This window comes from Agrobacterium vacciniicorymbosi (assembly GCF_040427045.1).
GTDB lineage: Bacteria > Pseudomonadota > Alphaproteobacteria > Rhizobiales > Rhizobiaceae > Agrobacterium.
Window position 1 is genome coordinate 506,999 of record NZ_JBETMF010000001.1, and the last position, 20,407, is coordinate 527,405.

At 56.6% G+C, this 20,407-nt stretch carries 21 protein-coding genes and 1 tRNA gene; 15 read left to right on the forward strand and 7 right to left on the reverse strand.

Annotation, left to right across the window (positions count from 1 at the left end; all coding sequences use genetic code 11):
* Nucleotides 1-13: 13 nt before the first annotated feature.
* Nucleotides 14-547, reverse strand: coding sequence for a hypothetical protein (locus ABUK73_RS02565; protein WP_353575893.1), 534 nt, complete (start codon nt 545-547; stop codon nt 14-16).
* A 684-nt stretch (nt 548-1,231) separates the two neighbouring features.
* On the opposite strand from ABUK73_RS02565, the gene ABUK73_RS02570 reads away from it, so the two are divergent.
* The 5 genes from ABUK73_RS02570 to ABUK73_RS02590 all read left to right on the forward strand — a co-directional run bounded on the left by ABUK73_RS02570 (nt 1,232) and on the right by ABUK73_RS02590 (nt 8,037).
* On the forward strand, nt 1,232-2,305 hold the full coding sequence (locus ABUK73_RS02570) for a branched-chain amino acid ABC transporter substrate-binding protein (protein WP_353575894.1): 1,074 nt from the start codon (nt 1,232-1,234) through the stop codon (nt 2,303-2,305).
* Between the two features lie 81 nt (nt 2,306-2,386).
* Nucleotides 2,387-3,064 carry a ribulose-phosphate 3-epimerase gene (rpe, locus tag ABUK73_RS02575; protein WP_113085925.1) on the forward strand — a complete coding sequence of 226 codons (678 nt, stop codon included), beginning with the start codon at nt 2,387-2,389 and terminating at the stop codon, nt 3,062-3,064.
* Between the two features lie 125 nt (nt 3,065-3,189).
* On the forward strand, nt 3,190-4,497 hold the full coding sequence (gene purB / locus ABUK73_RS02580) for an adenylosuccinate lyase (protein WP_353575895.1): 1,308 nt from the start codon (nt 3,190-3,192) through the stop codon (nt 4,495-4,497).
* 262 nt (nt 4,498-4,759) lie between these two features.
* Complete coding sequence (locus ABUK73_RS02585; protein ID WP_353575896.1) at nt 4,760-5,332, forward strand: RBBP9/YdeN family alpha/beta hydrolase; 573 nt, start codon at nt 4,760-4,762, stop codon at nt 5,330-5,332.
* 158 nt (nt 5,333-5,490) lie between these two features.
* Entirely contained in the window at nt 5,491-8,037 is a 2,547-nt protein-coding gene (locus ABUK73_RS02590) for a sensor domain-containing protein (RefSeq protein WP_353575897.1), read from the forward strand.
* Nucleotides 8,038-8,065: 28 nt separating this feature from the next.
* Here the strand turns inward: ABUK73_RS02590 and ABUK73_RS02595 are convergent, their stop codons facing one another.
* Nucleotides 8,066-8,410: an ATPase inhibitor subunit zeta gene (locus tag ABUK73_RS02595; RefSeq protein WP_353575898.1), complete on the reverse strand. Its 345-nt coding sequence runs from the start codon at nt 8,408-8,410 to the stop codon at nt 8,066-8,068.
* 246 nt (nt 8,411-8,656) lie between these two features.
* Here ABUK73_RS02595 and purC point away from each other — a divergent pair, with 246 nt between their 5' ends.
* The 4 genes from purC (at nt 8,657) to ABUK73_RS02615 (ending at nt 10,853) form a co-directional block, all read left to right on the forward strand.
* Nucleotides 8,657-9,421: a phosphoribosylaminoimidazolesuccinocarboxamide synthase gene (purC, locus tag ABUK73_RS02600; protein ID WP_062449937.1), complete on the forward strand. Its 765-nt coding sequence runs from the start codon at nt 8,657-8,659 to the stop codon at nt 9,419-9,421.
* A 17-nt stretch (nt 9,422-9,438) separates the two neighbouring features.
* Nucleotides 9,439-9,681, forward strand: coding sequence for a phosphoribosylformylglycinamidine synthase subunit PurS (gene purS, locus ABUK73_RS02605; protein ID WP_027673420.1), 243 nt, complete (start codon nt 9,439-9,441; stop codon nt 9,679-9,681).
* A 17-nt stretch (nt 9,682-9,698) separates the two neighbouring features.
* Nucleotides 9,699-10,370, forward strand: a complete 672-nt coding sequence (purQ, locus tag ABUK73_RS02610; RefSeq protein ID WP_353575899.1) for a phosphoribosylformylglycinamidine synthase subunit PurQ — start codon at nt 9,699-9,701, stop codon at nt 10,368-10,370.
* A 72-nt stretch (nt 10,371-10,442) separates the two neighbouring features.
* A complete protein-coding gene (locus tag ABUK73_RS02615; protein ID WP_353575900.1) occupies nt 10,443-10,853 on the forward strand; it encodes a hypothetical protein in 411 nt (136 codons plus the stop codon).
* A gap of 6 nt (nt 10,854-10,859) precedes the next feature.
* On the opposite strand, the gene ABUK73_RS02620 is transcribed toward ABUK73_RS02615, so the two are convergent.
* Nucleotides 10,860-11,159, reverse strand: a complete 300-nt coding sequence (locus ABUK73_RS02620) for a DUF1127 domain-containing protein (protein ID WP_353575901.1) — start codon at nt 11,157-11,159, stop codon at nt 10,860-10,862.
* Nucleotides 11,160-11,249: 90 nt separating this feature from the next.
* On the opposite strand from ABUK73_RS02620, the gene ABUK73_RS02625 reads away from it, so the two are divergent.
* The 3 genes from ABUK73_RS02625 (at nt 11,250) to ABUK73_RS02635 (ending at nt 15,290) form a co-directional block, all read left to right on the forward strand.
* Nucleotides 11,250-12,668 (forward strand): aminotransferase-like domain-containing protein, encoded by a 1,419-nt coding sequence (locus tag ABUK73_RS02625; protein ID WP_353575902.1) that lies wholly within the window; start codon nt 11,250-11,252, stop codon nt 12,666-12,668.
* A gap of 134 nt (nt 12,669-12,802) precedes the next feature.
* Entirely contained in the window at nt 12,803-15,037 is a 2,235-nt protein-coding gene (gene purL, locus ABUK73_RS02630; RefSeq protein WP_353575903.1) for a phosphoribosylformylglycinamidine synthase subunit PurL, read from the forward strand.
* A 19-nt stretch (nt 15,038-15,056) separates the two neighbouring features.
* Nucleotides 15,057-15,290, forward strand: a complete 234-nt coding sequence (locus ABUK73_RS02635; protein ID WP_003507909.1) for a BolA/IbaG family iron-sulfur metabolism protein — start codon at nt 15,057-15,059, stop codon at nt 15,288-15,290.
* 216 nt (nt 15,291-15,506) lie between these two features.
* Here the strand turns inward: ABUK73_RS02635 and ABUK73_RS02640 are convergent, their stop codons facing one another.
* Nucleotides 15,507-16,661: a hypothetical protein gene (locus tag ABUK73_RS02640; RefSeq protein WP_353575904.1), complete on the reverse strand. Its 1,155-nt coding sequence runs from the start codon at nt 16,659-16,661 to the stop codon at nt 15,507-15,509.
* A 100-nt stretch (nt 16,662-16,761) separates the two neighbouring features.
* On the opposite strand from ABUK73_RS02640, the gene ABUK73_RS02645 reads away from it, so the two are divergent.
* Nucleotides 16,762-17,019, forward strand: a complete 258-nt coding sequence (locus ABUK73_RS02645; RefSeq protein WP_353575905.1) for a hypothetical protein — start codon at nt 16,762-16,764, stop codon at nt 17,017-17,019.
* A 138-nt stretch (nt 17,020-17,157) separates the two neighbouring features.
* Here ABUK73_RS02645 and ABUK73_RS02650 read toward each other — a convergent pair.
* Nucleotides 17,158-17,242, reverse strand: a tRNA-Leu gene (locus ABUK73_RS02650).
* 189 nt (nt 17,243-17,431) lie between these two features.
* On the opposite strand from ABUK73_RS02650, the gene lipB reads away from it, so the two are divergent.
* Nucleotides 17,432-18,166 (forward strand): lipoyl(octanoyl) transferase LipB, encoded by a 735-nt coding sequence (gene lipB, locus ABUK73_RS02655; protein WP_353575906.1) that lies wholly within the window; start codon nt 17,432-17,434, stop codon nt 18,164-18,166.
* A gap of 107 nt (nt 18,167-18,273) precedes the next feature.
* The gene (locus tag ABUK73_RS02660; protein ID WP_353575907.1) at nt 18,274-19,341 is read left to right on the forward strand and encodes an NAD(P)-dependent alcohol dehydrogenase; all 1,068 of its coding nucleotides are present in this window, start codon (nt 18,274-18,276) and stop codon (nt 19,339-19,341) included.
* A 207-nt stretch (nt 19,342-19,548) separates the two neighbouring features.
* Here the strand turns inward: ABUK73_RS02660 and ABUK73_RS02665 are convergent, their stop codons facing one another.
* Nucleotides 19,549-19,761, reverse strand: a complete 213-nt coding sequence (locus tag ABUK73_RS02665) for a hypothetical protein (RefSeq protein ID WP_353575908.1) — start codon at nt 19,759-19,761, stop codon at nt 19,549-19,551.
* Between the two features lie 259 nt (nt 19,762-20,020).
* Nucleotides 20,021-20,254: a hypothetical protein gene (locus ABUK73_RS02670; protein ID WP_353575909.1), complete on the reverse strand. Its 234-nt coding sequence runs from the start codon at nt 20,252-20,254 to the stop codon at nt 20,021-20,023.
* Nucleotides 20,255-20,407: the final 153 nt, after the last annotated feature.

The window sequence follows — 20,407 nt, forward strand, 5'->3', positions numbered from 1 at the left end:
TACGGCTTACTAATCAAGTAGAGCCGCCCAAGGTGCGGATAATAACGGATATGATTTTTCCAAACCATGATGTTTCAGACCACTCACCTGTTAGAATTACTTTCACGAGCAAGGCGAGCGCTAGAATGGCAACGATGGCCACCATCGTTTCCAAAATTCCTAAAAATATGAGCAAAGATACGACGGCAACGAGTAGCGTGATTAATAATATGATAGTGCACAGCAAACCAAAATTGTAGCTAGCTGTTATCCGAGCGCTTTCTCGGTCACGTTGTTCGATAATTTTTTCTGCCAAAAGTGGATCCAGCTCTGCCAGCTTGCGCAGTTCTGAAATATCGTTGGCGTGATAATGAAGATTGTTAATCGCAAGAAAACGGCCACCATCTCGGCGGCCGTTTTCTTGGTGTTCCTTATCATTTTCATCGGGAAGATTTTCCGTCACCAGATGCCTTATTCCCGCTTGCCGCAGGAACTCCCTTTTTATCCACTTGGCTCGCGTTTTCAGAACGGCTCCCGAAAACCCCACTTGCTGTTCTAACAGCGTCACGCAAAGGAGCAAACGTCATTACATCGTGAACACCACGCTTAAATGCATCACGATCTATTCGGACAGTTTGGGACATAGCACACTCTCCATACTGGACTTTTATTTTTTTATTTTTCCTTACATATAAGAACTAATCAGGCAATAGCCAGATCGTTCCCTTACGCGCCTCATCGTGAGTCAAATAAAACACGAAACTTGCGCAAGGAAATCTTCGTAAAAAATCGTGAATTTTTTTGCGTCAATGCGATCTCCATAAAGAAGAAACTTTGACATTTCAGCCGACCAATCGATTAAAATAATCGCTGAAGTCGATAGCAGCGATGAATTCACCCATATGTATCCAAGATTGCCTGCTCCGGCTACTCCCATTTTTTAAGGGGCATTTGCGCAATCTGCACTCCTGATTGGCCTCTTCTCGTTTATACCGCTGAAAATACGCCAAAATTCGTCCTGCTGGCGCGTTTTCGAAAGCATTGCCTCTTTTGTAAACGGTTCTGTGTCGATAAACATCTCTCAGCCTGTTCAAGAATTGCTGCTGGCCCGGCGAAAATGGTGATTTCGAGAACCGGGATGGAGCGTACTTAACGTATGTGAGCACCGGAAGCGCAGAAATTACCATTTGCAGTCGGCCAGCGGCGATTATTGGATATGCTGTCAGGACAGGAAGAGGAACACAGCCGCCCGATGCCATTATTTCGCCTGCTCATGATCGCTGCCAGTGTTGCCTTTGCCGGCACAGCAAGTGCTGCCACCATCGGTGTCGTTGCGCCGCAAAATGGTGCCTATGAGATGCTAGGCTCGCAAATCCGTCAGGGCGTCAAGATTGCAGCGGCGAAGGCTGGCCTCGATGTCATGGAAATTCATGAAAGCTGTGAAGAAGGTAGTGGCGGTGCCATCGCCGATGGCTTGGTCGCGGCCAAGGTTAGCATCGTCGTTGGGTTTCTGTGTACGGAAACTCTGCCTGAGGCACTGCCCACGCTCAAAAATGCAGCGATCCCGGCCATTACCCTCTCCAGCCGCGCCTCTGGCCTGATGGAAGATACGATGAAACGTGGCTGGCCGCTCTTCCGGTTGGGGCCATCGGATACGGACGAATCGGCAGCGGCAATCGACGCCATTCTGCGCGACTGGAAGGGCCACTCCTTCGGTCTCATCGATGATGGCACGATCTATAGCCGCGAACTGGTAGACCGCATCCGCGCCAAGCTGGAAGAATCCGGCCTCAAGCCCACCTTTACCGATACGCTACGCCCCGCGCAGGAACAGCAGGTCGCGCTCGTCCGTCGGCTCAGCCGCACTGGCGTCACGCATGTCTTCATCGGTGCGGAACGCAACGATGTCGCTATCATCGCCCGGGATGCGGCAGCCGAAAAGGCGCCACTGACGATCATGTCGGGCGATACGATGCGCGCCGCCAATAACCCGGTGCCTTTGCAGCCGGGCGTTCTGGCCATCACCATCCCCGATTACGCCGCCTTGCCTTCGGCTGCGGACGCGGTCAAGGAACTCCGTGCTGCCAATGTCGAGCCGGAGGGGTACGCCCTGCCCGCCTATGCAGCCACGCAGATTGCCGCAAAGCTTATTGAGCTGGCGGAAGCGCAGAACAAGCCGGCCCCCGCCGTTCTGGTCGGCACCGCTTTTGAAACCGCCATCGGCCAGATCACCTTCAACGACCGCCACGAATTGCAGACCAATCCATACCGCCTCCAGAAATGGGATGGCACGGCCTTCGTTTCTGTGGACCGCGCCGAGCGCTGAGCCCAATTGGCCGCGTGACGATTGTTGATACCGGGTATCGGTGGTAAAGCGCGCAAACCTTTATAGTAGGAGCTTTTGCAGATGTCTCTTCCCGTGCGGATCGCCCCCTCCATTCTTGCCGCCAATTTTGCAAAACTCGGACAGGAAGTGGCCGATGTGACGGCGGCGGGTGCCGACTGGATTCACCTCGATGTCATGGACGGCCATTTCGTGCCGAACATCTCTTTCGGCCCTGATGTCATCAAGGCGCTGCGCCCGCACAGCCAGGCATTCTTCGATTGCCATCTGATGATCGCGCCTGCCGATCCCTATCTTGAAGCCTTCGCCAAGGCTGGCTGCGATGGCATCACCGTTCACGCCGAGGCTGGCCCGCATCTGCACCGCTCGCTGCAAACCATTCGCTCGCTGGGCAAGAAGGTCGGCGTTACGCTCAATCCGGCGACGCCGCTGTCGGTTCTGGAAAACGTGCTTGATGATGTCGATCTCATCCTCATAATGAGCGTCAATCCCGGCTTCGGTGGCCAGAAATTCATTCCCGCCATGCTGGACAAGATCCGCGCCGCCAAGTCTCTGATCGGTGACAGGCCAATTGAACTTGAAGTGGATGGCGGCATCACCATTGCCACCGCTGGAAGCGCAATTGCCGCCGGTGCAAATGTTCTCGTTGCCGGTTCAGCCATCTTCAAGGGTGACGGCGTCGAAGATTATCGCACCATGGTCAGCGCGGTGCGCGCGTCTGCAGAACAGGGCCGCAGCTAAGCGGCCACCCAAGTGGCGGCCCCTGCCCCTTCGCCACTTTCCCCCTCGGCCCTCGAATGCGTTGAGATTGCCGGAACACTTTGCTAAAGGGGCAGAAAAATTTCCTCGTATAGAAAGCCATTGCCATGATCCCTCGTTATTCCAGACCGGAAATGGTCGCAATCTGGTCGCCGGAAACCAAGTTCCGCATCTGGTTCGAAATCGAGGCGCATGCCTGCGACGCGCTTGCCGAAATCGGTGTCATCCCCAAGGATGCGGCCAAGACCATCTGGGAAAAGGGCGGCGCTGCGGAATTCGACGTCGCGCGTATCGATGAGATTGAAGCCGTCACCAAGCATGATGTCATCGCCTTCCTGACGCATCTGGCAGAATTCGTCGGCCCCGACAGCCGCTTCATCCACCAGGGCATGACCTCTTCGGACGTGCTGGATACCACGCTCAATATTCAGTTGGTGCGCGCCGCCGATCTGCTGATTGCAGATATGGACCGCGTTCTCGCAGCACTCAAGACCCGCGCCTTCGAACACAAGGACACGGTTCGTATCGGTCGCAGCCACGGCATTCATGCCGAGCCGACAACGATGGGCCTGACCTTCGCCCGCTTCTATGCGGAGATGGACCGCAACCGCGCCCGCCTCGTCGCAGCCCGTGCGGAAATCGCGACCGGTGCCATTTCGGGTGCGGTCGGCACCTTCGCCAATATCGATCCATCGGTCGAAGAACACGTCTGCAAGGCGCTGGGTCTGTCGCCAGAGCCCGTGTCCACGCAGGTCATCCCTCGTGACCGTCACGCCATGTTCTTCGCCACACTCGGCGTCATCGCGTCTTCCATCGAAAACGTCGCAATCGAAATCCGTCACATGCAGCGCACCGAGGTTCTGGAAGCCGAAGAGTTCTTCTCTCCGGGCCAGAAGGGCTCCTCCGCCATGCCACACAAGCGCAACCCTGTGCTGACCGAAAACCTCACGGGCCTTGCGCGTCTCGTGCGCATGTCGGTCGTTCCGGCCATGGAAAACGTTGCTCTCTGGCATGAGCGCGATATCAGCCACTCCTCTGTCGAACGCGCCATCGGCCCCGACACGACCATCACGCTCGATTTCGCGCTGAACCGTTTGGCTGGTGTCATCGAAAAGCTGGTGATCTACCCGGACAACATGTTGAAGAACATGAACAAGTTCCGCGGCCTCGTTCACTCCCAGCGCGTTCTTCTGGCGCTGACGCAGGCTGGCGTTTCTCGCGAAGATTCCTACCGTCTCGTGCAGCGCAATGCCATGAAGGTGTGGGAACACGGCGCTGACTTCCTGGAAGAGCTGCTCGCAGACGAAGAAGTCCGCGCAGCCCTGCCGGAAGAAACGATCCGCGAGAAGTTCGATCTGGGTTATCACACCAAGCATGTAGACACGATTTTCAATCGCGTGTTTGGTAAAGCTTGAGCGAAAAGCAAAACCCCTCACATGCAATTTCTAACACTTGAGCAAAGCTCAAGATGTTGAAATTGCTTTCTCTCCCACAAGGGGAGAGATAGGCGAATGCCGAGCCGCTTGCTCCTTACCTCTCCCCTTGTGGGAGAGGATAGAAAATCACGATCTTAGCGAAAGCTAAGTCGTAGATTTTCTTGGTGAGGGGTTTGGCGGCTGGTGCGGGGCAAAAGATTTTCTCCTTGATAACTCCAACCACAATACCGAGATATGCGGCATGAAAGCATCAGAAGCAGATATCCTCATCGTTCCCGGTTACACCAATTCCGGCCCTGAACACTGGCAAAGCCGCTGGCAGGAGAAACTGTCCACGGCCCGCCGTGTCGAACAGGCGGAATGGACAAAGCCGGTCAAGGAAGACTGGGTGGCAAAGCTGATCGAGGAGGTGAATGCCTGCACCAAGCCGGTCGTGCTGGTCGCCCATTCGCTTGGCGTACCAACCGTCATGCACGCCCTGCCGCAGATCAAGGACAAGATTGCCGGTGCGATGTTCGTGGCCCCGCCGGATGTGGCAAACCCGGATATCCGCCCGAAACATCTTATGACATTCGGCCCCTACCCGCGCGAGCCGCTGCCCTTTCCGACCATTACCATCGCCAGCCAGAACGACCCCTTCGGCAGCTATGAACATGCCGGAGATATTGCCAATGCCTGGGGCTCGACGTTGATTGATGCGGGCATGTCTGGCCATATCAATACCGAGTCGGGCCATGGCCCGTGGCCTGAAGGGACGATGGTGTTTGCGCAGTTTCTCAGCAAGCTGAAACCGCCTGCCGGGTTCCCCGAATAATTTCATTAGCAATATCAAATATTTCTCGACCATGACGTGCGAAAGAGAAATTTCCGCACGTCCCTTTTAACTGCCACGTAAGTCTGCGAGAATAGACTGGGAATTTCCGGCGTGCGTTCGTGCGCTATTTTAATCGATTGAACATATGGCAGGATCGCGTGAACCAAGATCTGTTGCTGAAAGATATTCTTGAAGCTCTGCCTGTTCCCGTCCTCCACCTTCGGGCCAGTGGCGATATCGTTTTCGTTCCGGCCAATTTCAGTCTGGCCGCTTCCTGCGACATGCCCGGCCATCTGCTGGATTTCATCCACCCCGATGACCACGCAGGCGTCACAGAGACCTTAGCGAGGCTGCCAGAAACCTCATCCACAGCGTTGGAGGCCCGGTTACACGGCACCGACACCATGGATCGCCATGCCATCCTGTCTTTAAGCGCAGTCGGCTCTGGCACTCGCGCCAGAACGCTGGCGCAATTCACCGATATCACCGAGCAGCGACACCGGGAAAAAGAGATCGCTTTTCGCGAAAGCCGCTGGAACAGCGCGCTTGTCAGTTCCTTATCCGGCGTATGGGACCAGAACCTCGCTACCGGTGCAATGTATGGTTCGGACACATGGAAGGCCATTCGTGGCCTGGCGCCGCACGAACCCATCGAGACCGATTACGACAAATGGGTGGATTTGCTGCACCCGGATGACCGGGAACATACGCTGCACTGCATTGAACGACAAAATGCAGGCGACCCCGCCTATACCGCCTTCCAGTACCGTGAGCGGCACAAGGATGGCCACTGGGTGTGGATCGAATGTCGCGGTGCCTGTATAGAACGCGATGATTACGGCAGGCCCGTGCGCATTGTCGGCACCGATACTGACGTGAGCGAGCGCAAGGCCACCGAACATCTGATGGAGCGCATTTCGCGTCACCTGAAGGTCGCGCTCGAAGCCTCGCAGGTCGGTGTGTTCGAGGTGGATTTCGACGCGGGCGAGACCATCTGGGATGACCGCATGTATGAAATGTATCAGGTCGATCCCAGCACCCCCGTCAGGATCGGCGGCCTGTGGGAATCGCGCGTTCACCCGGACGATCTGCGCCGCGTCGATAAGCATGTCTCCGACAAGATCGAAAAACTTCAGCCCTTCTCGGAAGACTATCGCATCGTTCTGCCAGATAACTCCCTGCGCTATATCCGGGCGCGCTCGCTTCCCTTCATTGACATCGATGGCCGCAAGAAGATGATCGGCGTCAATTGGGATGTGACGGCGGATGTGCAACTGCGCAACGAGCTGGAGCGTGCCAAGACACTCGCAGAAGCCCGCAACGTCGAGCTTGAAGCTGCGCGGGCAAGCATCGAGCATAATGCGATGCATGACTATCTGACCGACCTGCCAAACCGCCGCTATCTGGATGACGTGCTGGAGCACCGGACGCCGGGAGCAAGAAAAAGCAGACGCGGCATTGCCATCCTCCATATCGATCTTGACCGCTTCAAGCAGATCAACGACACGCTGGGACACCGCACCGGCGATGTCATGCTGCAGCATGTCGCGGATTTGCTGCGTAAGAACCTGAAGGCAGATGAATTCGCGGCCCGCATCGGCGGCGATGAATTCGTCTTTCTCTCACCCTTCAACGGCAATACCCGAAGAATAGCAGCCATGGCAGACGGGCTCATCAAGGAACTGCGAAAGCCGGTTCTGCATGAGGGGCATGAATGCCGGTTCGGCGCCAGCATCGGCATCGCCTGCGGCATAGGCGCCGACATCGATTACAAGCAGGTTCTGCTGAATGCGGATATCGCGCTCTACAATGCCAAGAAGCGCGGCCGCAATCGCTACGAATTCTTCTCGGCCGATACGCAGGATTGGCTCATCAACACCAAACGCGTCTCGGATGAAATTCTGATGGCGCTGGAGCGGGATGAATTCGTTCCCTATTATCAGTTCCAGTTCGACGCACAGACGCTCAACATTTCCGGCGTGGAAACGCTGGCTCGCTGGAACCACCCGCTTGAGGGCATTCTGACGCCAGACAAGTTTCTGGCCGTTGCAGAAGACCTCGATGCCGTGGCCACCATTGACGGCATCATTCTCGAAAAAGCGCTGGCCGATTTCAAGCTATGGAAAGCGTCAGGCATTGCCATACCCACCGTCTCCGTCAACGTGTCAGCGCGGCGCCTGCACGATCCGGCGCTGACGGACACGTTGGACGGGCTGGATATCGAGCCGGGCACGCTGTCCTTCGAGCTGCTCGAATCCATCTTCCTCGATGACGGCAATGACATCGCCATTTCCAATATGCAAAAATTGCGCGCGCTGGGCATCGATATTGAAATCGACGACTTCGGCACCGGCCACGCCTCGATCATCAGCCTTTTGAAAGTCAGCCCCAGCACACTGAAGGTAGACCGCGAGCTTGTACGCTTGACGCCGGAATCTGCGGAGCAGCGCAAGCTGCTCGGTTCCATCATTGATATTGGCCATTCGCTGGGCATCAAGGTGGTGGCGGAAGGTGTGGAAACGGCGGAGCATATCCGCATCCTGCAGGACATGGGCTGCGATTCGCTCCAGGGTTATGCGCTCTGCCGCCCGATCCCCCGGGATCAGGTGCCAAGCTTCGTCGCCGCCGAGGCCTGGAGGTCGGCAGCGACGCATATTCAGCGAAAGGTGCGTAGAAAAGCCGCCAATCTGCCGGGAGGCAAGTAGATCGGCGGCTGAAATAGATGTTTGACGATCAGGCGACGGCCTTCATGTCGGGTTCTGCCAGCCCTTGGCGCAGGCTCTGGGCGGCAGAGTTTAGCAAGTCACGCATACGATCATGGATTTCATCATCAGCAACAGTCACGGCAGCCTGTTGGAAGTCCGCCTGCAATTTCAGAAAAACAGCTTCTTCTTCATTGCCATTCACCGCACAGCCAGCGAGTTCGCTAGCATAGGCGTCCGCGTTTTCTATCTTCATCAGCGCTGCTGCCCAAAGCCCGACAAGCTTGTTGCGCATGGCATGAAGACGAAACGTCACATACTCTTCGTTGAAATAAATATTTTCGAGTGCTTTACCACGTTCTTTCAATGCAAACATAATTTCACCCCGGTTTTTATTAGATTATTATTTTCGTCCTCTTCGTGGGGACGCTTATGTTGTAAAATAAAACTGTTGAAAAAGCGTAATCATGCATTACGGCCTTCGCAGCAGTCACATGCAAGGTTAAGAATTGATGCGAAGGTGACCCCGACTCATTGTGGAATGGCTTCTTTTCCTTTATGGGACCGCTTCAACTGACGAAACAAATGCCGCCCTCCGGCACCAACCAAGAGATTTGTTAATATGAACCGTCGCCGCCGTATTTACGAAGGCAAGGCCAAGATCCTTTATGAAGGTCCAGAGCCAGGAACTCTCATCCAGTTCTTCAAGGACGACGCAACCGCCTTCAACAAGAAGAAACACGAAGTCATCGACGGCAAGGGTGTGCTGAACAATCGCATCTGCGAATATGTGTTCACCCACCTGAACAAGATCGGCATCCCCACACACTTCATCCGCCGCCTCAACATGCGTGAGCAGTTGATCAAGGAAGTGGAGATGATCCCGCTTGAGATCGTCGTGCGCAACGTCGCCGCCGGCTCGCTGTCGAAGCGTCTGGGCATCGATGAAGGCGTGGTTCTGCCGCGCTCCATCATCGAGTTCTATTACAAGTCCGATGCTCTCGAAGATCCTATGGTGTCCGAAGAGCACATCACGGCGTTTGGCTGGGCAAATCCCGCCGAACTCGATGACATCATGGCGCTTGCCATTCGCGTCAACGATTTCCTCTCTGGCCTGTTCCTCGGTGTCGGCATTCAGCTCGTCGATTTCAAGATCGAGTGCGGACGTCTGTTCGAAGGCGACATGATGCGTATAGTTCTGGCCGATGAGATTTCCCCGGATAGCTGCCGTTTGTGGGACATCGAAACGCAGGAAAAGATGGACAAGGACCGTTTTCGCCGCGATATGGGTGGGCTTCTGGAAGCCTATTCGGAAGTTGCGCGCCGTCTCGGCATCATCAACGAAAATGAACCAATCCGCGGCACCGGCCCGGTTCTGGTCAAGTAAATTCAGGAGAGCATCAGGTGATCAAGGCACGGGTGACTGTTACGCTGAAGAACGGCGTTCTCGATCCGCAGGGTAAGGCAATCGAAGGCGCGCTCGGCAGCCTCGGTTTCGATGGCGTCGGCCAGGTACGTCAGGGCAAGGTCTTCGATCTGGAACTGAACGCCAGCGACAAGGCGAAAGCCGAAGCCGACCTGAAGGCGATGTGCGAAAAGCTGCTCGCCAACACGGTGATCGAAAACTACTCTATCGCTATTCTCTGACGTTCAGGAGCCGCCCTATGAAATCCGCAGTCGTCCAGCTTCCTGGCCTCAACCGCGACCGTGATATGATCGCGGCTTTGACACGGATTTCCGGCAAGGCACCGGTCACCATCTGGCAGACCGAAACCGAAATCCCGGATGTCGATCTCATCGTCATTCCCGGCGGCTTTTCTTATGGCGATTACCTGCGTTGCGGCGCCATTGCCGCGCGCATGCCCGTCATGCAGGCTATCCGCGAGAAAGCCGAAAAGGGCGTCAAGGTTCTGGGCGTCTGCAACGGTTTCCAGATTTTGGTTGAAGCAGGCATGTTGCCGGGCGCTCTCATGCGCAATGCATCGCTGAAATTCGTCTGCCGCGAAGTGAAGCTCGAAGTCGTCAACAACGACACGGAATTCACCCGCGCTTACGACAAGGGCCAGATCATCCGCTCTCCCGTTGCCCATCATGATGGCAATTACTTCGTGGAGCCGGAAGAACTGAAATCCATCGAAGCCAATGGCCAGGTCGTCTTCCGTTATGCCGAAGGCACAAACCCGAACGGTTCGCTCAACGATATCGCCGGCGTTATCAACGCCAAGGGCAATGTTCTCGGCATGATGCCACACCCGGAAAATCTCATTGAAGCCGCGCATGGCGGTAATGATGGCCGCGGCATATTTGCCTCGGCCCTCGGTGTCATCGCAGCGTAAATATTAACAAAGCCGGGTTACACCGGCTTTGTTGTATTTCCCTTTCATGGCCCCTATTCGTGGATTGAAGCGATGAACCGCCTGCCCCTTCGTAAAGCACTTAACATTGCAGGCCTTGGCCTCGTCGCGCTGTCTCTGGCAGCGTGCCAGTCCGAGAAAAAACCGGCGGCGTCATCCTCTTCATCGCAGGCCGCTTTGCCGGTCATGGAACGCGTAGCGCTGGGCGCCAATGCCTGCTGGTTCAAATCGGGCGACCCGGCCTTCAAGGCCTATCGCCTTGCGCCTGAACTGAATTCCTTCTCCGGTCGTCCCCGCATTCTGCTGGTGCCGCGCAACAGCCCGGAATCACGCCCGATGCTCGTCGTTCAGGCAGAAGGCAACCCCGCCAAGGTTGATGCCTTCGGTCCTGCCATGAACGAACCGCATGCTGCCCGCATCACCACGGATGTGAAGCGCTGGGTCAATGGCGGCAAGGGCTGCTGATCCACCTCAGAACGAGCGCGGCAGTGAAAACAGCCGCGCCTTGGAAAACTCACGCATCGCATCCTGCCGCGTAATTCCAATGTCTGCCAACTCTTCTGCTGTCATATCCCGCAGCGCTAGCCGGCTGGCACGCTTGCGCTGCCACTGGCCGAATGCACCGAGCAGCCGCTCCACCAGATTGCGCGGTTGTGCCTGAAACGGCGCGGGGCTAACCATCTCGCCATCATCGCGGAAAACACGTTCCCGCGTGTAGCCATCAGGGTACATTGTATCGATTGTCGAGAGATATTGATCCAGCTTACGCATATTGTACCCCTTAGGGATTTTCAGAAATAGCTCAATTGAGACAATCAATACAATTGACTTATAAACGAGTACAATGCATAAATTGTCACCATGACAAATTGGCTCCCAGATTTATCGCAAGGCACCGGCCCGATTTACGTGCGGCTTGCCGACCATATTGAAACCGCCATTTCCGAAGGCACGTTAGCGCCCGGCACCAAGCTGCCGCCGCAGCGAAACCTTGCTTTCGATCTGGGGGTGACAATCGGCACCATCAGCCGCGCCTATTCCCTCATCCACGAGCGCGGCCTTGTCAGCGGCGAAGTGGGGCGTGGCACCTATGTCAATGCAAGCAAGACGCCCAGCCCGGAATCGAAAGTGGGGAGAGTAATTCCTCCTCTTGGAGGCACACGCGTAGCGTCCGATACACCCAACCGATTTCGCCTGAACACAACCGCAGCACCAAACATCGGCCAGAATGCGCTGATCGACCGGCACATCTCGGATATCGTCAGGGACTGCTCACTACTGATCACCGATTATGCGCGGGCGGTTCCGCAGGAGTGGGTGCAGGCCGGTGTTCGCTGGTTAAGCCAGGGTGACTGGTCGCCCACGGTCGACAACATTGTGCCCACCCTCGGCGCGCATGCGGCGATCATGGGCGTCATCACCGCCATGACCTCGCCGGGAGACCGGATCGTGTTCGAGCAAGTCACCTATTCACAGATTGCCAGAGCCGCCATCCTCGCCGGTCGCCGTGCATCGGTGGTGGAGAGTGACGACCAAGGCATCATCCCTGAAGATTTCGAGCGGGTCTGTGCACAGCAACACCCGAAGATGATCTTCCTCATGCCGTCAGGCCAGAACCCGACCTGCGCCGTGTTGCCTGAGGATCGTCGCCGCGCCATCGCCGACATCGCCCACCGATACAATGTCTGGATCATCGAAGATAATCTTTATGGCGCGATGGTCATGAATCAGCCGCCTATGATTGCGCAGTTCGCGCCCGACCAGACCTTCGTCGTTGGGGGCCTGTCGAAATCCGTTTCGGCTGGCGTGCGTGGCGGCTGGGTCGCCTGCCCGTCGAATTTCGCTTCGCGCATCCGCATTTCCCACGCCATGATGACCGGCGGCCTGCCCTTCCTGCTGGCAGAACTCAGCGCCCGCATGGTCAACAGCGGCGATGCACATAATATCCGCAAAGACGTCACCGAAGAGATCAATGCCCGCGAACAGATTGCCCGCAGCGCCTTTGCTGACTTCGAATTCAATTCGATGCCGGATATTCCGTTCCTCTGGCTCAAGCTGCCGGAACCATGGCTGTCTGGCACCTTCCGAAGTGCGGCCATGAAAGAAGGTATCCTCATCGATGATGAGGATGAGTTCAAAGCGGGGCGTTCGGAAAAAGTCTTCCACCGCGTCCGCATCAGTTTTTCCGCACCCAAAACACGTGAAGAACTGACAGAAGCCTTCGGCATATTGCGGCAACTGCTCGACAACGGTTCAGCAGGCTACGAAGGTGTGGCCTGACACCGCGTGAAAGTCTGGATAACCGGCAAAAGGTCGCTTTTGGCGTGGCCCGATGACATTTTCCTGTCGCACCTTCCCGTCTCTTGCGGTAAAGAACCGGAAACTCCCGTACCGGCTCGAACCCCGTGAGACCTATGACACTTCCAAATCATATTCAGATCACCCCGGAACTCATTGCATCCCATGGGCTCAAGCCCGATGAATACCAGCGCATCCTCGACCTGATCGGCCGCGAGCCGAGCTTTACCGAGCTTGGCATCTTCTCCGCCATGTGGAACGAGCACTGCTCCTACAAATCCTCCAAGAAGTGGCTGAAGACCCTGCCAACGACCGGCCCACGCGTCGTTCAAGGCCCCGGCGAAAACGCAGGCGTTGTCGATATCGATGATGGCGATGTCGTCGTTTTCAAGATGGAAAGCCACAACCACCCATCCTACATCGAACCCTATCAGGGCGCGGCAACCGGCGTCGGCGGCATTTTGCGTGACGTGTTCACCATGGGCGCGCGCCCCATCGCTGCCATGAACGCGCTCCGTTTCGGTTCCCCCGACCACCCGAAGACCCGCCACCTCGTGGCCGGTGTCGTTGCCGGTGTCGGCGGTTACGGCAACTCCTTCGGCGTTCCAACGGTTGGCGGCGAAGTCGAGTTCGACGCACGTTACAACGGCAACATCCTCGTCAATGCCTTCGCAGCCGGTCTTGCCAAGTCCGACGCCATCTTCCTGTCGGAAGCCAAGGGCGTCGGCCTGCCGGTCGTCTACCTCGGCGCAAAGACGGGCCGTGATGGAGTTGGTGGTGCTACCATGGCATCAGCCGAATTCGACGAATCCATCGAGGAAAAACGCCCCACCGTTCAGGTCGGCGACCCCTTCACCGAAAAGTGCCTGCTGGAAGCCTGCCTTGAACTGATGAAGACCGGCGCCGTCATCGCCATTCAGGATATGGGCGCCGCTGGCCTCACCTGCTCTGCTGTCGAAATGGGCGCCAAGGGCGATCTCGGCATCGAACTGAACCTCGATCAGGTTCCGGTTCGTGAAGAGCGCATGACCGCTTATGAAATGATGCTGTCGGAAAGCCAGGAGCGTATGCTCATGGTTCTGGAACCCTCCAAGGAAGAGGTCGCCAAGGCGATCTTCGTCAAGTGGGGTCTGGACTTCGCCATCGTCGGCAAGACGACAGACGATCTGCGCTTCCGCGTTCTGCATAACGGCGAAGAAGTCGCCAACCTTCCGATCAAGGAACTGGGCGATGAAGCCCCGGAATACGACCGCCCATGGACACCGGCCAAGGTGCCTGCACCACTGGCGGAAAATGATGTGCCGGACGCCGACATTGCCGATGCACTTTTGAAGCTTGTCGGCTCCGCCAACAATTCCTCGCGCCGCTGGGTCTACGAGCAGTACGACACGCTTATTCAGGGCAATTCCTTGCAGTTGCCAGGCGGTGATGCAGGCGTGGTACGCGTCGAAGGCCATGCCACCAAGGCACTCGCCTTCTCCTCTGACGTCACCCCGCGTTACGTCGAAGCAGATGCGTTTGAAGGCGGCAAGCAGGCTGTGGCCGAATGCTGGCGCAATATTACGGCTACAGGCGCATTGCCGCTGGCCGCGACCGATAACCTCAATTTCGGCAACCCTGAAAAGCCTGAAATCATGAGCCAGCTCGTTCATGCCATCAAAGGCATCGGCGAAGCCTGCCTTGCTCTGGAATTCCCCATCGTTTCCGGCAACGTCTCGCTGTACAACGAGACCAATGGTCAGGCGATCCTGCCAACCCCCACCATCGGTGGCGTCGGCCTTTTGTCGGATTGGGCCAAGATGGCGCGCATTCGTTTTGCCGCCGCCGATGACGTCATCCTTCTCGCAGGCGCGCCGGAAGGTCTGGGCAAACATATCGCTCAGTCCGTGTATATGCGCGATGTCCATGGCCGCACCGACGGCCCTGCCCCGCATGTGGATATGGCCCACGAAAAGAAGACCGGCGATTTCGTCCGCGCCATCATCACCGATGGTCTGACAAGCGCCGTCCACGATTGCTCCTCCGGCGGTCTGGCACTTGCCGTTGCCGAAATGGCGATTGCATCCGACATCGGCGCCACTGTGGATGCGGTCGAAGGCCACAATCCGGTGCTGACATTCTACGGCGAAGATCAAGGCCGTTACGTGCTGACGGTCAGCCAGTCCAATCTCGAAACCGTGAAATCCCGTGCCGCTTCCGCCGGTGTTTCGCTGGTCGCGATCGGCAAGACCGGCGGCTCTACAGTTAAGCTGGGTAAGGCCCGCGCCGTCGAGATTAATGAATTGCGTTCGGCCCATGAATCATGGTTCCCTCAGTTCATGGACGGCGAGACTCTCGTCGCTGCAGAATAAGAATTGAGGAGTGAACACCATGCCCATGAAGCCCGGCGACATAGAGGACATGATTAAGGCCGGAATTCCCGGAGCAAAAGTAACCATTCGTGATCTCGCCGGCGACGGCGATCACTATGCGGCAGAAGTCGTCGCGGAAGCCTTCAAGGGCAAGACGCGCGTACAGCAGCACCAGATGGTTTATGACGCATTGAAGGGCAACATGGGCGGCGTTCTGCACGCCCTCGCCTTGCAGACGTCAGCACCGGAATAATCAAACGTCCGCATTCAAGATCAAAGGCCTGCGCGAGACCTTCGCGCGGGCTTTTCTTTTTTATTGTCCAGTTAACCTCCGTCATACCGGCCTTGAGCCGGTATCCAGCCGCCGCGCGTCTGCGCGGCGAGGAAAGTCTCTTCAGCCCAAGGACTCGGGCTGACTGGATTCCGGCTCAAGGCCGGAATGACGGAGTGAGTGGCAACCTAAATTGCTTTACCGAAACATGTCCGGCGGCGTATCTGAACGCAGATCTGCAAAGGATGCCGCAGGCAGTGGGCCAGCCGTCAGCAGCGTAAAATCGAAACCGGATTTACGGTCGGAGCCCAGCACATATTGGCGGTGCATGCGCAGGAAATTGCGTCGGTTCTTGCCGTAGCGCTCGTCCGACATCGAATGTTTGAAACGGATCGGCACGATCTTCGGCTGACGGGCATTGCCGTGCCCGGTCAGCTTGGCCGTATGGCACTTGTAGAGATGGATGGGATCGGTCAGACACTGGATATCGAACCAGTTTACATCTCCATGCCGCGCCAGCACGCCGATGCTCTGGCGCAGGCGTGAAGCGCTGGAAAGCAGCCCACACTGAAGTGCTGCACCGCCAAGCGTCACGAAGGCGACGCGCCTGCTATCGAAGGCATCCGCCTTCAGCTCCAGCACCCGACCAGCAACGGCCAGCGCCAGACTTGCGCCCATGCTGTGCGAAACAAACAGAACCTCGTCTGAAGCCTGCTCCAGCGCCAGCAGCACGGCCCGCGCCTTGTCCTCGATCCAGTCACGCGCCATGGCCGCATCACGCCCCACGGCCAACGCAAAACGCCAGTCGGCAAAAAGATGCAGCGTATGAAACCGCTCCGAATACGGCATCACGCCCTTCACGAAGAAGAGATAGCCGAGCGGGACGGTGAGAAGACAGAGAAGCACCGAAACGCCAACTAGCAAAGGCAGCGCGGCAATTAAAACAGCGGCGGTTACACCCAGTGCAATCAGCAGGAACGGAAACAGGAAAAACAGCCCGAAGCGCCACGCATGGCAGAAATAGGCGAAAGCTCCACCTTCACGGATAATCCCGCCACCAGCCTTGAAGCCAAGCGCAATCTGTTTCCAGATGGACCCAGCTCGCAAGCGTGAGATCAGATCATTATGGTCGTGTATGAACACGGTGGATTGTGTCGCGTGGCCATCATGCTGCGCGCCAACGTCCATGCGGCTCCCCGCTTCCGTCTGCCCAACGCCGCCCACGGTGAAATCGACACCGAAGGTCTTGCCGGATTGCACGGCACTGCGCTCATAGCGGCGCTGATGAGCCGCCGCATCCAGGGGATCGAAACCGGGAAAATAAAAGACGAGTCGCGACGAAACCTTCGCCATGAGAAGCAATCCTGAAACGGGCAACCCCGAAAGATCGCTTGATGTTGGGCGCCGCACCTATATTATAAATGATGACATTTTATAGGCATGAGAGGCGCATTTGTCGAAAATTGTTGATCAGCTGATAAGCGGCGTCGTCAAAGGCGCCATGTCCGAAATCCTCAAGAAAACCGGCGTGAAGCAAACCAGACGCACCAAGCGTCGGACCAAGGCCAACACGTCGCTTGGAGGCGGCCTCGTCGGCAGCATTTTCGAAGCCGCACTGGGTGGCAAAACGACACGCAAACCCAAAGCCACACCGGCTAAGAAACAGGTCAGCAAACGCCGCACTGCCGCTGCCAGAAGCCGCCAGCGTTAAACGCGCTGGCATGAGCAGATATCCAACGCACGAAGCGTAAGCGGTCCATCCAAAGCTGAAATTGCGCTGGATTTTCAGTTTAACAAATGCGCGGAAAATACTGGTAAAAAAGAAAAAACCCGCCGAAGCGGGTTTCTTTGGTGCGGTCGAGAAGACTCGAACTTCCACGGGTTGCCCCACAGCGACCTCAACGCTGCGCGTCTACCAATTCCGCCACGACCGCATCGTGGTAGATGCCGACTTGCGCCGACGGAGGTGCATGTAGCAAAAGGATTTTGGGTGCACAAGAGCGTCATGACAGATTTTTGAAATTAAAAACCGCCCACATCATCCCTATATCGAAGAAGCCCGCAAACGCTGGACTTGCAGCGCTGAAATCATTCTGCGAGAAGGCTGTGGAAAGGACATTTTCATGCTTACACGCACCGATATCCAGACAAATATGTTTGCCGAGCCCGGTTCTGCGCCGGTTCGCTGGCGAATCTCCGACGGGCTTGTGCCTTATGAGCATGCCATTGCCGAGATGGAACGCGAAGTTGCGGCCATTGCGGCAGGCGAAGCGGATGAGCTTGTCTGGCTACTGGAGCATCCGCCGCTTTACACCGCTGGCACCAGCGCCGATTCCGCCGATCTTATAGAGCCGGATCGTTTTCCCGTTTTCGCCACGGGTCGCGGCGGCGAATATACTTATCACGGCCCGGGCCAGCGCGTAGTCTATGTCATGCTGGACCTCAAACGCCGCAAACAGGATGTGCGCGCCTATGTTGCTGCGCTGGAAGACGTCATCATTCGCACGCTGGACAAGATGAATGTGCGTGGCGAGCGGCGCGAAGACCGCGTCGGTGTCTGGGTGCGCCGCCCGGAAAAACCGCTGTTGCCAGATGGCAGCATGAGTGAGGACAAGATCGCAGCACTCGGCATTCGCCTGCGCAAATGGGTCAGCTTCCACGGCCTGTCGATTAATGTGGAGCCGGATCTGACGCATTTCACCGGCATCGTTCCATGCGGCATCACGCAATATGGCGTAACCAGCCTTGTCGATCTGGGATTGCCGGTTATGATGGAAGATGTCGATGTTCTGTTGCGCGAAGCCTTCGAGGAAGTGTTTGGCGCAGCGGAAAACGAAGTGGCCAATCCTGCGGGCTGATGCCCACGGCAACCTTCTGCATCGACCGACGTTTCTTCGCTCCGCAAAGCTGGATTACCATCCGGCCCTTTGCTCAATCCGATAAACCATAAAATAGGTGACATCACATGTTCACAACTTCAGCCTATGCCTGCGACGATGGCTCTTCTCCGCTGAAACTCGCTACCATCAAGCGGCGTGATCCTGGCCCGCGTGATGTAGAAATTGAAATCGAATTCTGCGGCGTCTGCCATTCGGATATCCACACTGCCCGCGCTGAATGGGCAGGCTCGCTGTTCCCTTGCGTTCCCGGCCATGAAATTATCGGGCGCGTTGGTCGCATCGGTTCCGATGTCACCAAGTTCAAGACCGGTGACCGCGTCGGCGTTGGCTGCATCGTGGATAGCTGCCGCGATTGCCCAAGCTGCGCCGAAGGTCTTGAGAATTATTGCGAAAAGGGCATGACTGGCACTTACAACGCCCCTGACAAAGCCATGGGCGGAGATGCGCATACGCTGGGTGGATATTCCGCCCATGTGGTCGTGGATGATCGCTACGTGCTGAATATCCCCGAGAGCCTCGATCCGGCGGCGGCAGCACCCCTGCTCTGCGCTGGCATCACCACCTATTCGCCACTGCGCCACTGGAATGCCGGGCCCGGCACCCGCGTCGGCGTCGTGGGCCTTGGCGGTCTCGGCCATATGGCGGTCAAGCTGGCCAATGCCATGGGCGCCACGGTCGTCATGATCACCACCTCCCCCGGCAAGGCGGATGACGCCAAGAAGCTTGGCGCACATGAAGTCATCGTCTCCAAGGACCCGGAGCAGATGAAGAAGGCGGCTTCCAGCCTCGATCTCATCATCGACGCCGTTGCTGCGGACCATGACATCAACTCCTACCTCGCTTTGCTCAAGCGCGATGGTGCCCTGGTTCAGGTCGGCGCACCGGAAAAGCCACTGTCGGTTCACGCCTTCAGCCTTATCCCCGGCCGCAAGACTTTCGCCGGCTCCATGATCGGTGGCATTCCAGAAACCCAGGAAATGCTGGATTTCTGCGCTGAAAACGGCATTGCTGCAGATATCGAGATGATCAATATCGACCAGATCAACGAAGCCTATGAGCGTATGATCAAAAGCGACGTGCGCTACCGCTTCGTCATCGACATGAAGAGCCTGCCAAAGCAGGCAGCCGCTTAACTTTCAAGCGAGCATCATCGATCCAAAAACAAACCCGCCGAGATGATCGGCGGGTTTATTGTTGTCTGCCTGCAATATCGTGCACTAATGCCGATTTCAGGGGCCATATCGTCGGCGGTGGCTAACACCACACCACCCGAAATCGGAAGAAAAATCGATTCGCGATTCGACAAAAGCTGAAACACTTCAAAAACGAAGTATTACGCTTCAGGAAAGCGAACGATCGTCCGTGAAGCTGCTTTCCGGAACCTGATTGCTGGCCAGCGCCACAATGGCCAGCACGGCATGTTGGCGATCCCAGCCCGCACCTTCGGCCTTCTCCAGAAGCCCATTGATCGATGGCTCGAGGGCAAACTGGCATTCGGCCTGATAATCCATGGTGTCGACTGAAAGCGACGGAGAATTGATCAAAGCGCGCATAAAGCACTCCATTCTATCGCATCGCCTGAGCATGATGTCAGGAGACGCGCACATTCAAACGCTCGAACGCCTGTCCATCATGATGATGAAAAGGCATCAGAACTACGAATCCCCAGCGGGTCGGAGAGTCGGATATATGTGCGGATGTGTCAAGTTCATGAAGGGCGTGCAGATACACTCTCCCAGCTTTTCCACGCGCGAACCGCGTGTATCCGGTAGGTGACATATGATAGGACGTGTGAAATCCCCTTGTCCAGCCCTAATAATCCCGTCTCGGCTTTCGCCGCCAGATCAGCATCGCCATCAGAAACAGCGAAAACAGGATGAACCATGTCAGGGGAAACGCCATGAACAGCCCAGCATAGGCACAGCTTCCTTCGAAGCAAGATCCAAGCGCGCCCGCCTCCGCCATCACGGTCACCGTAAAGGCAGCAGCAAGCCCGCTTCCGACCGCACCCGCAACGAGGATCAATATGTTGGTAACAACTCTCATTCCCTAGATTATGATGGAGAATGAGACAGCTTTGCGGAGGGAACGGCTTATTTGCGATGTTTAATATATGTGTTGCAGGATTGAGACGATAGTCATTGGGGCAAGGATTTGAGACTCGGCAGGACACTAAAGAAGCTTTCTCCCGGCCCCATC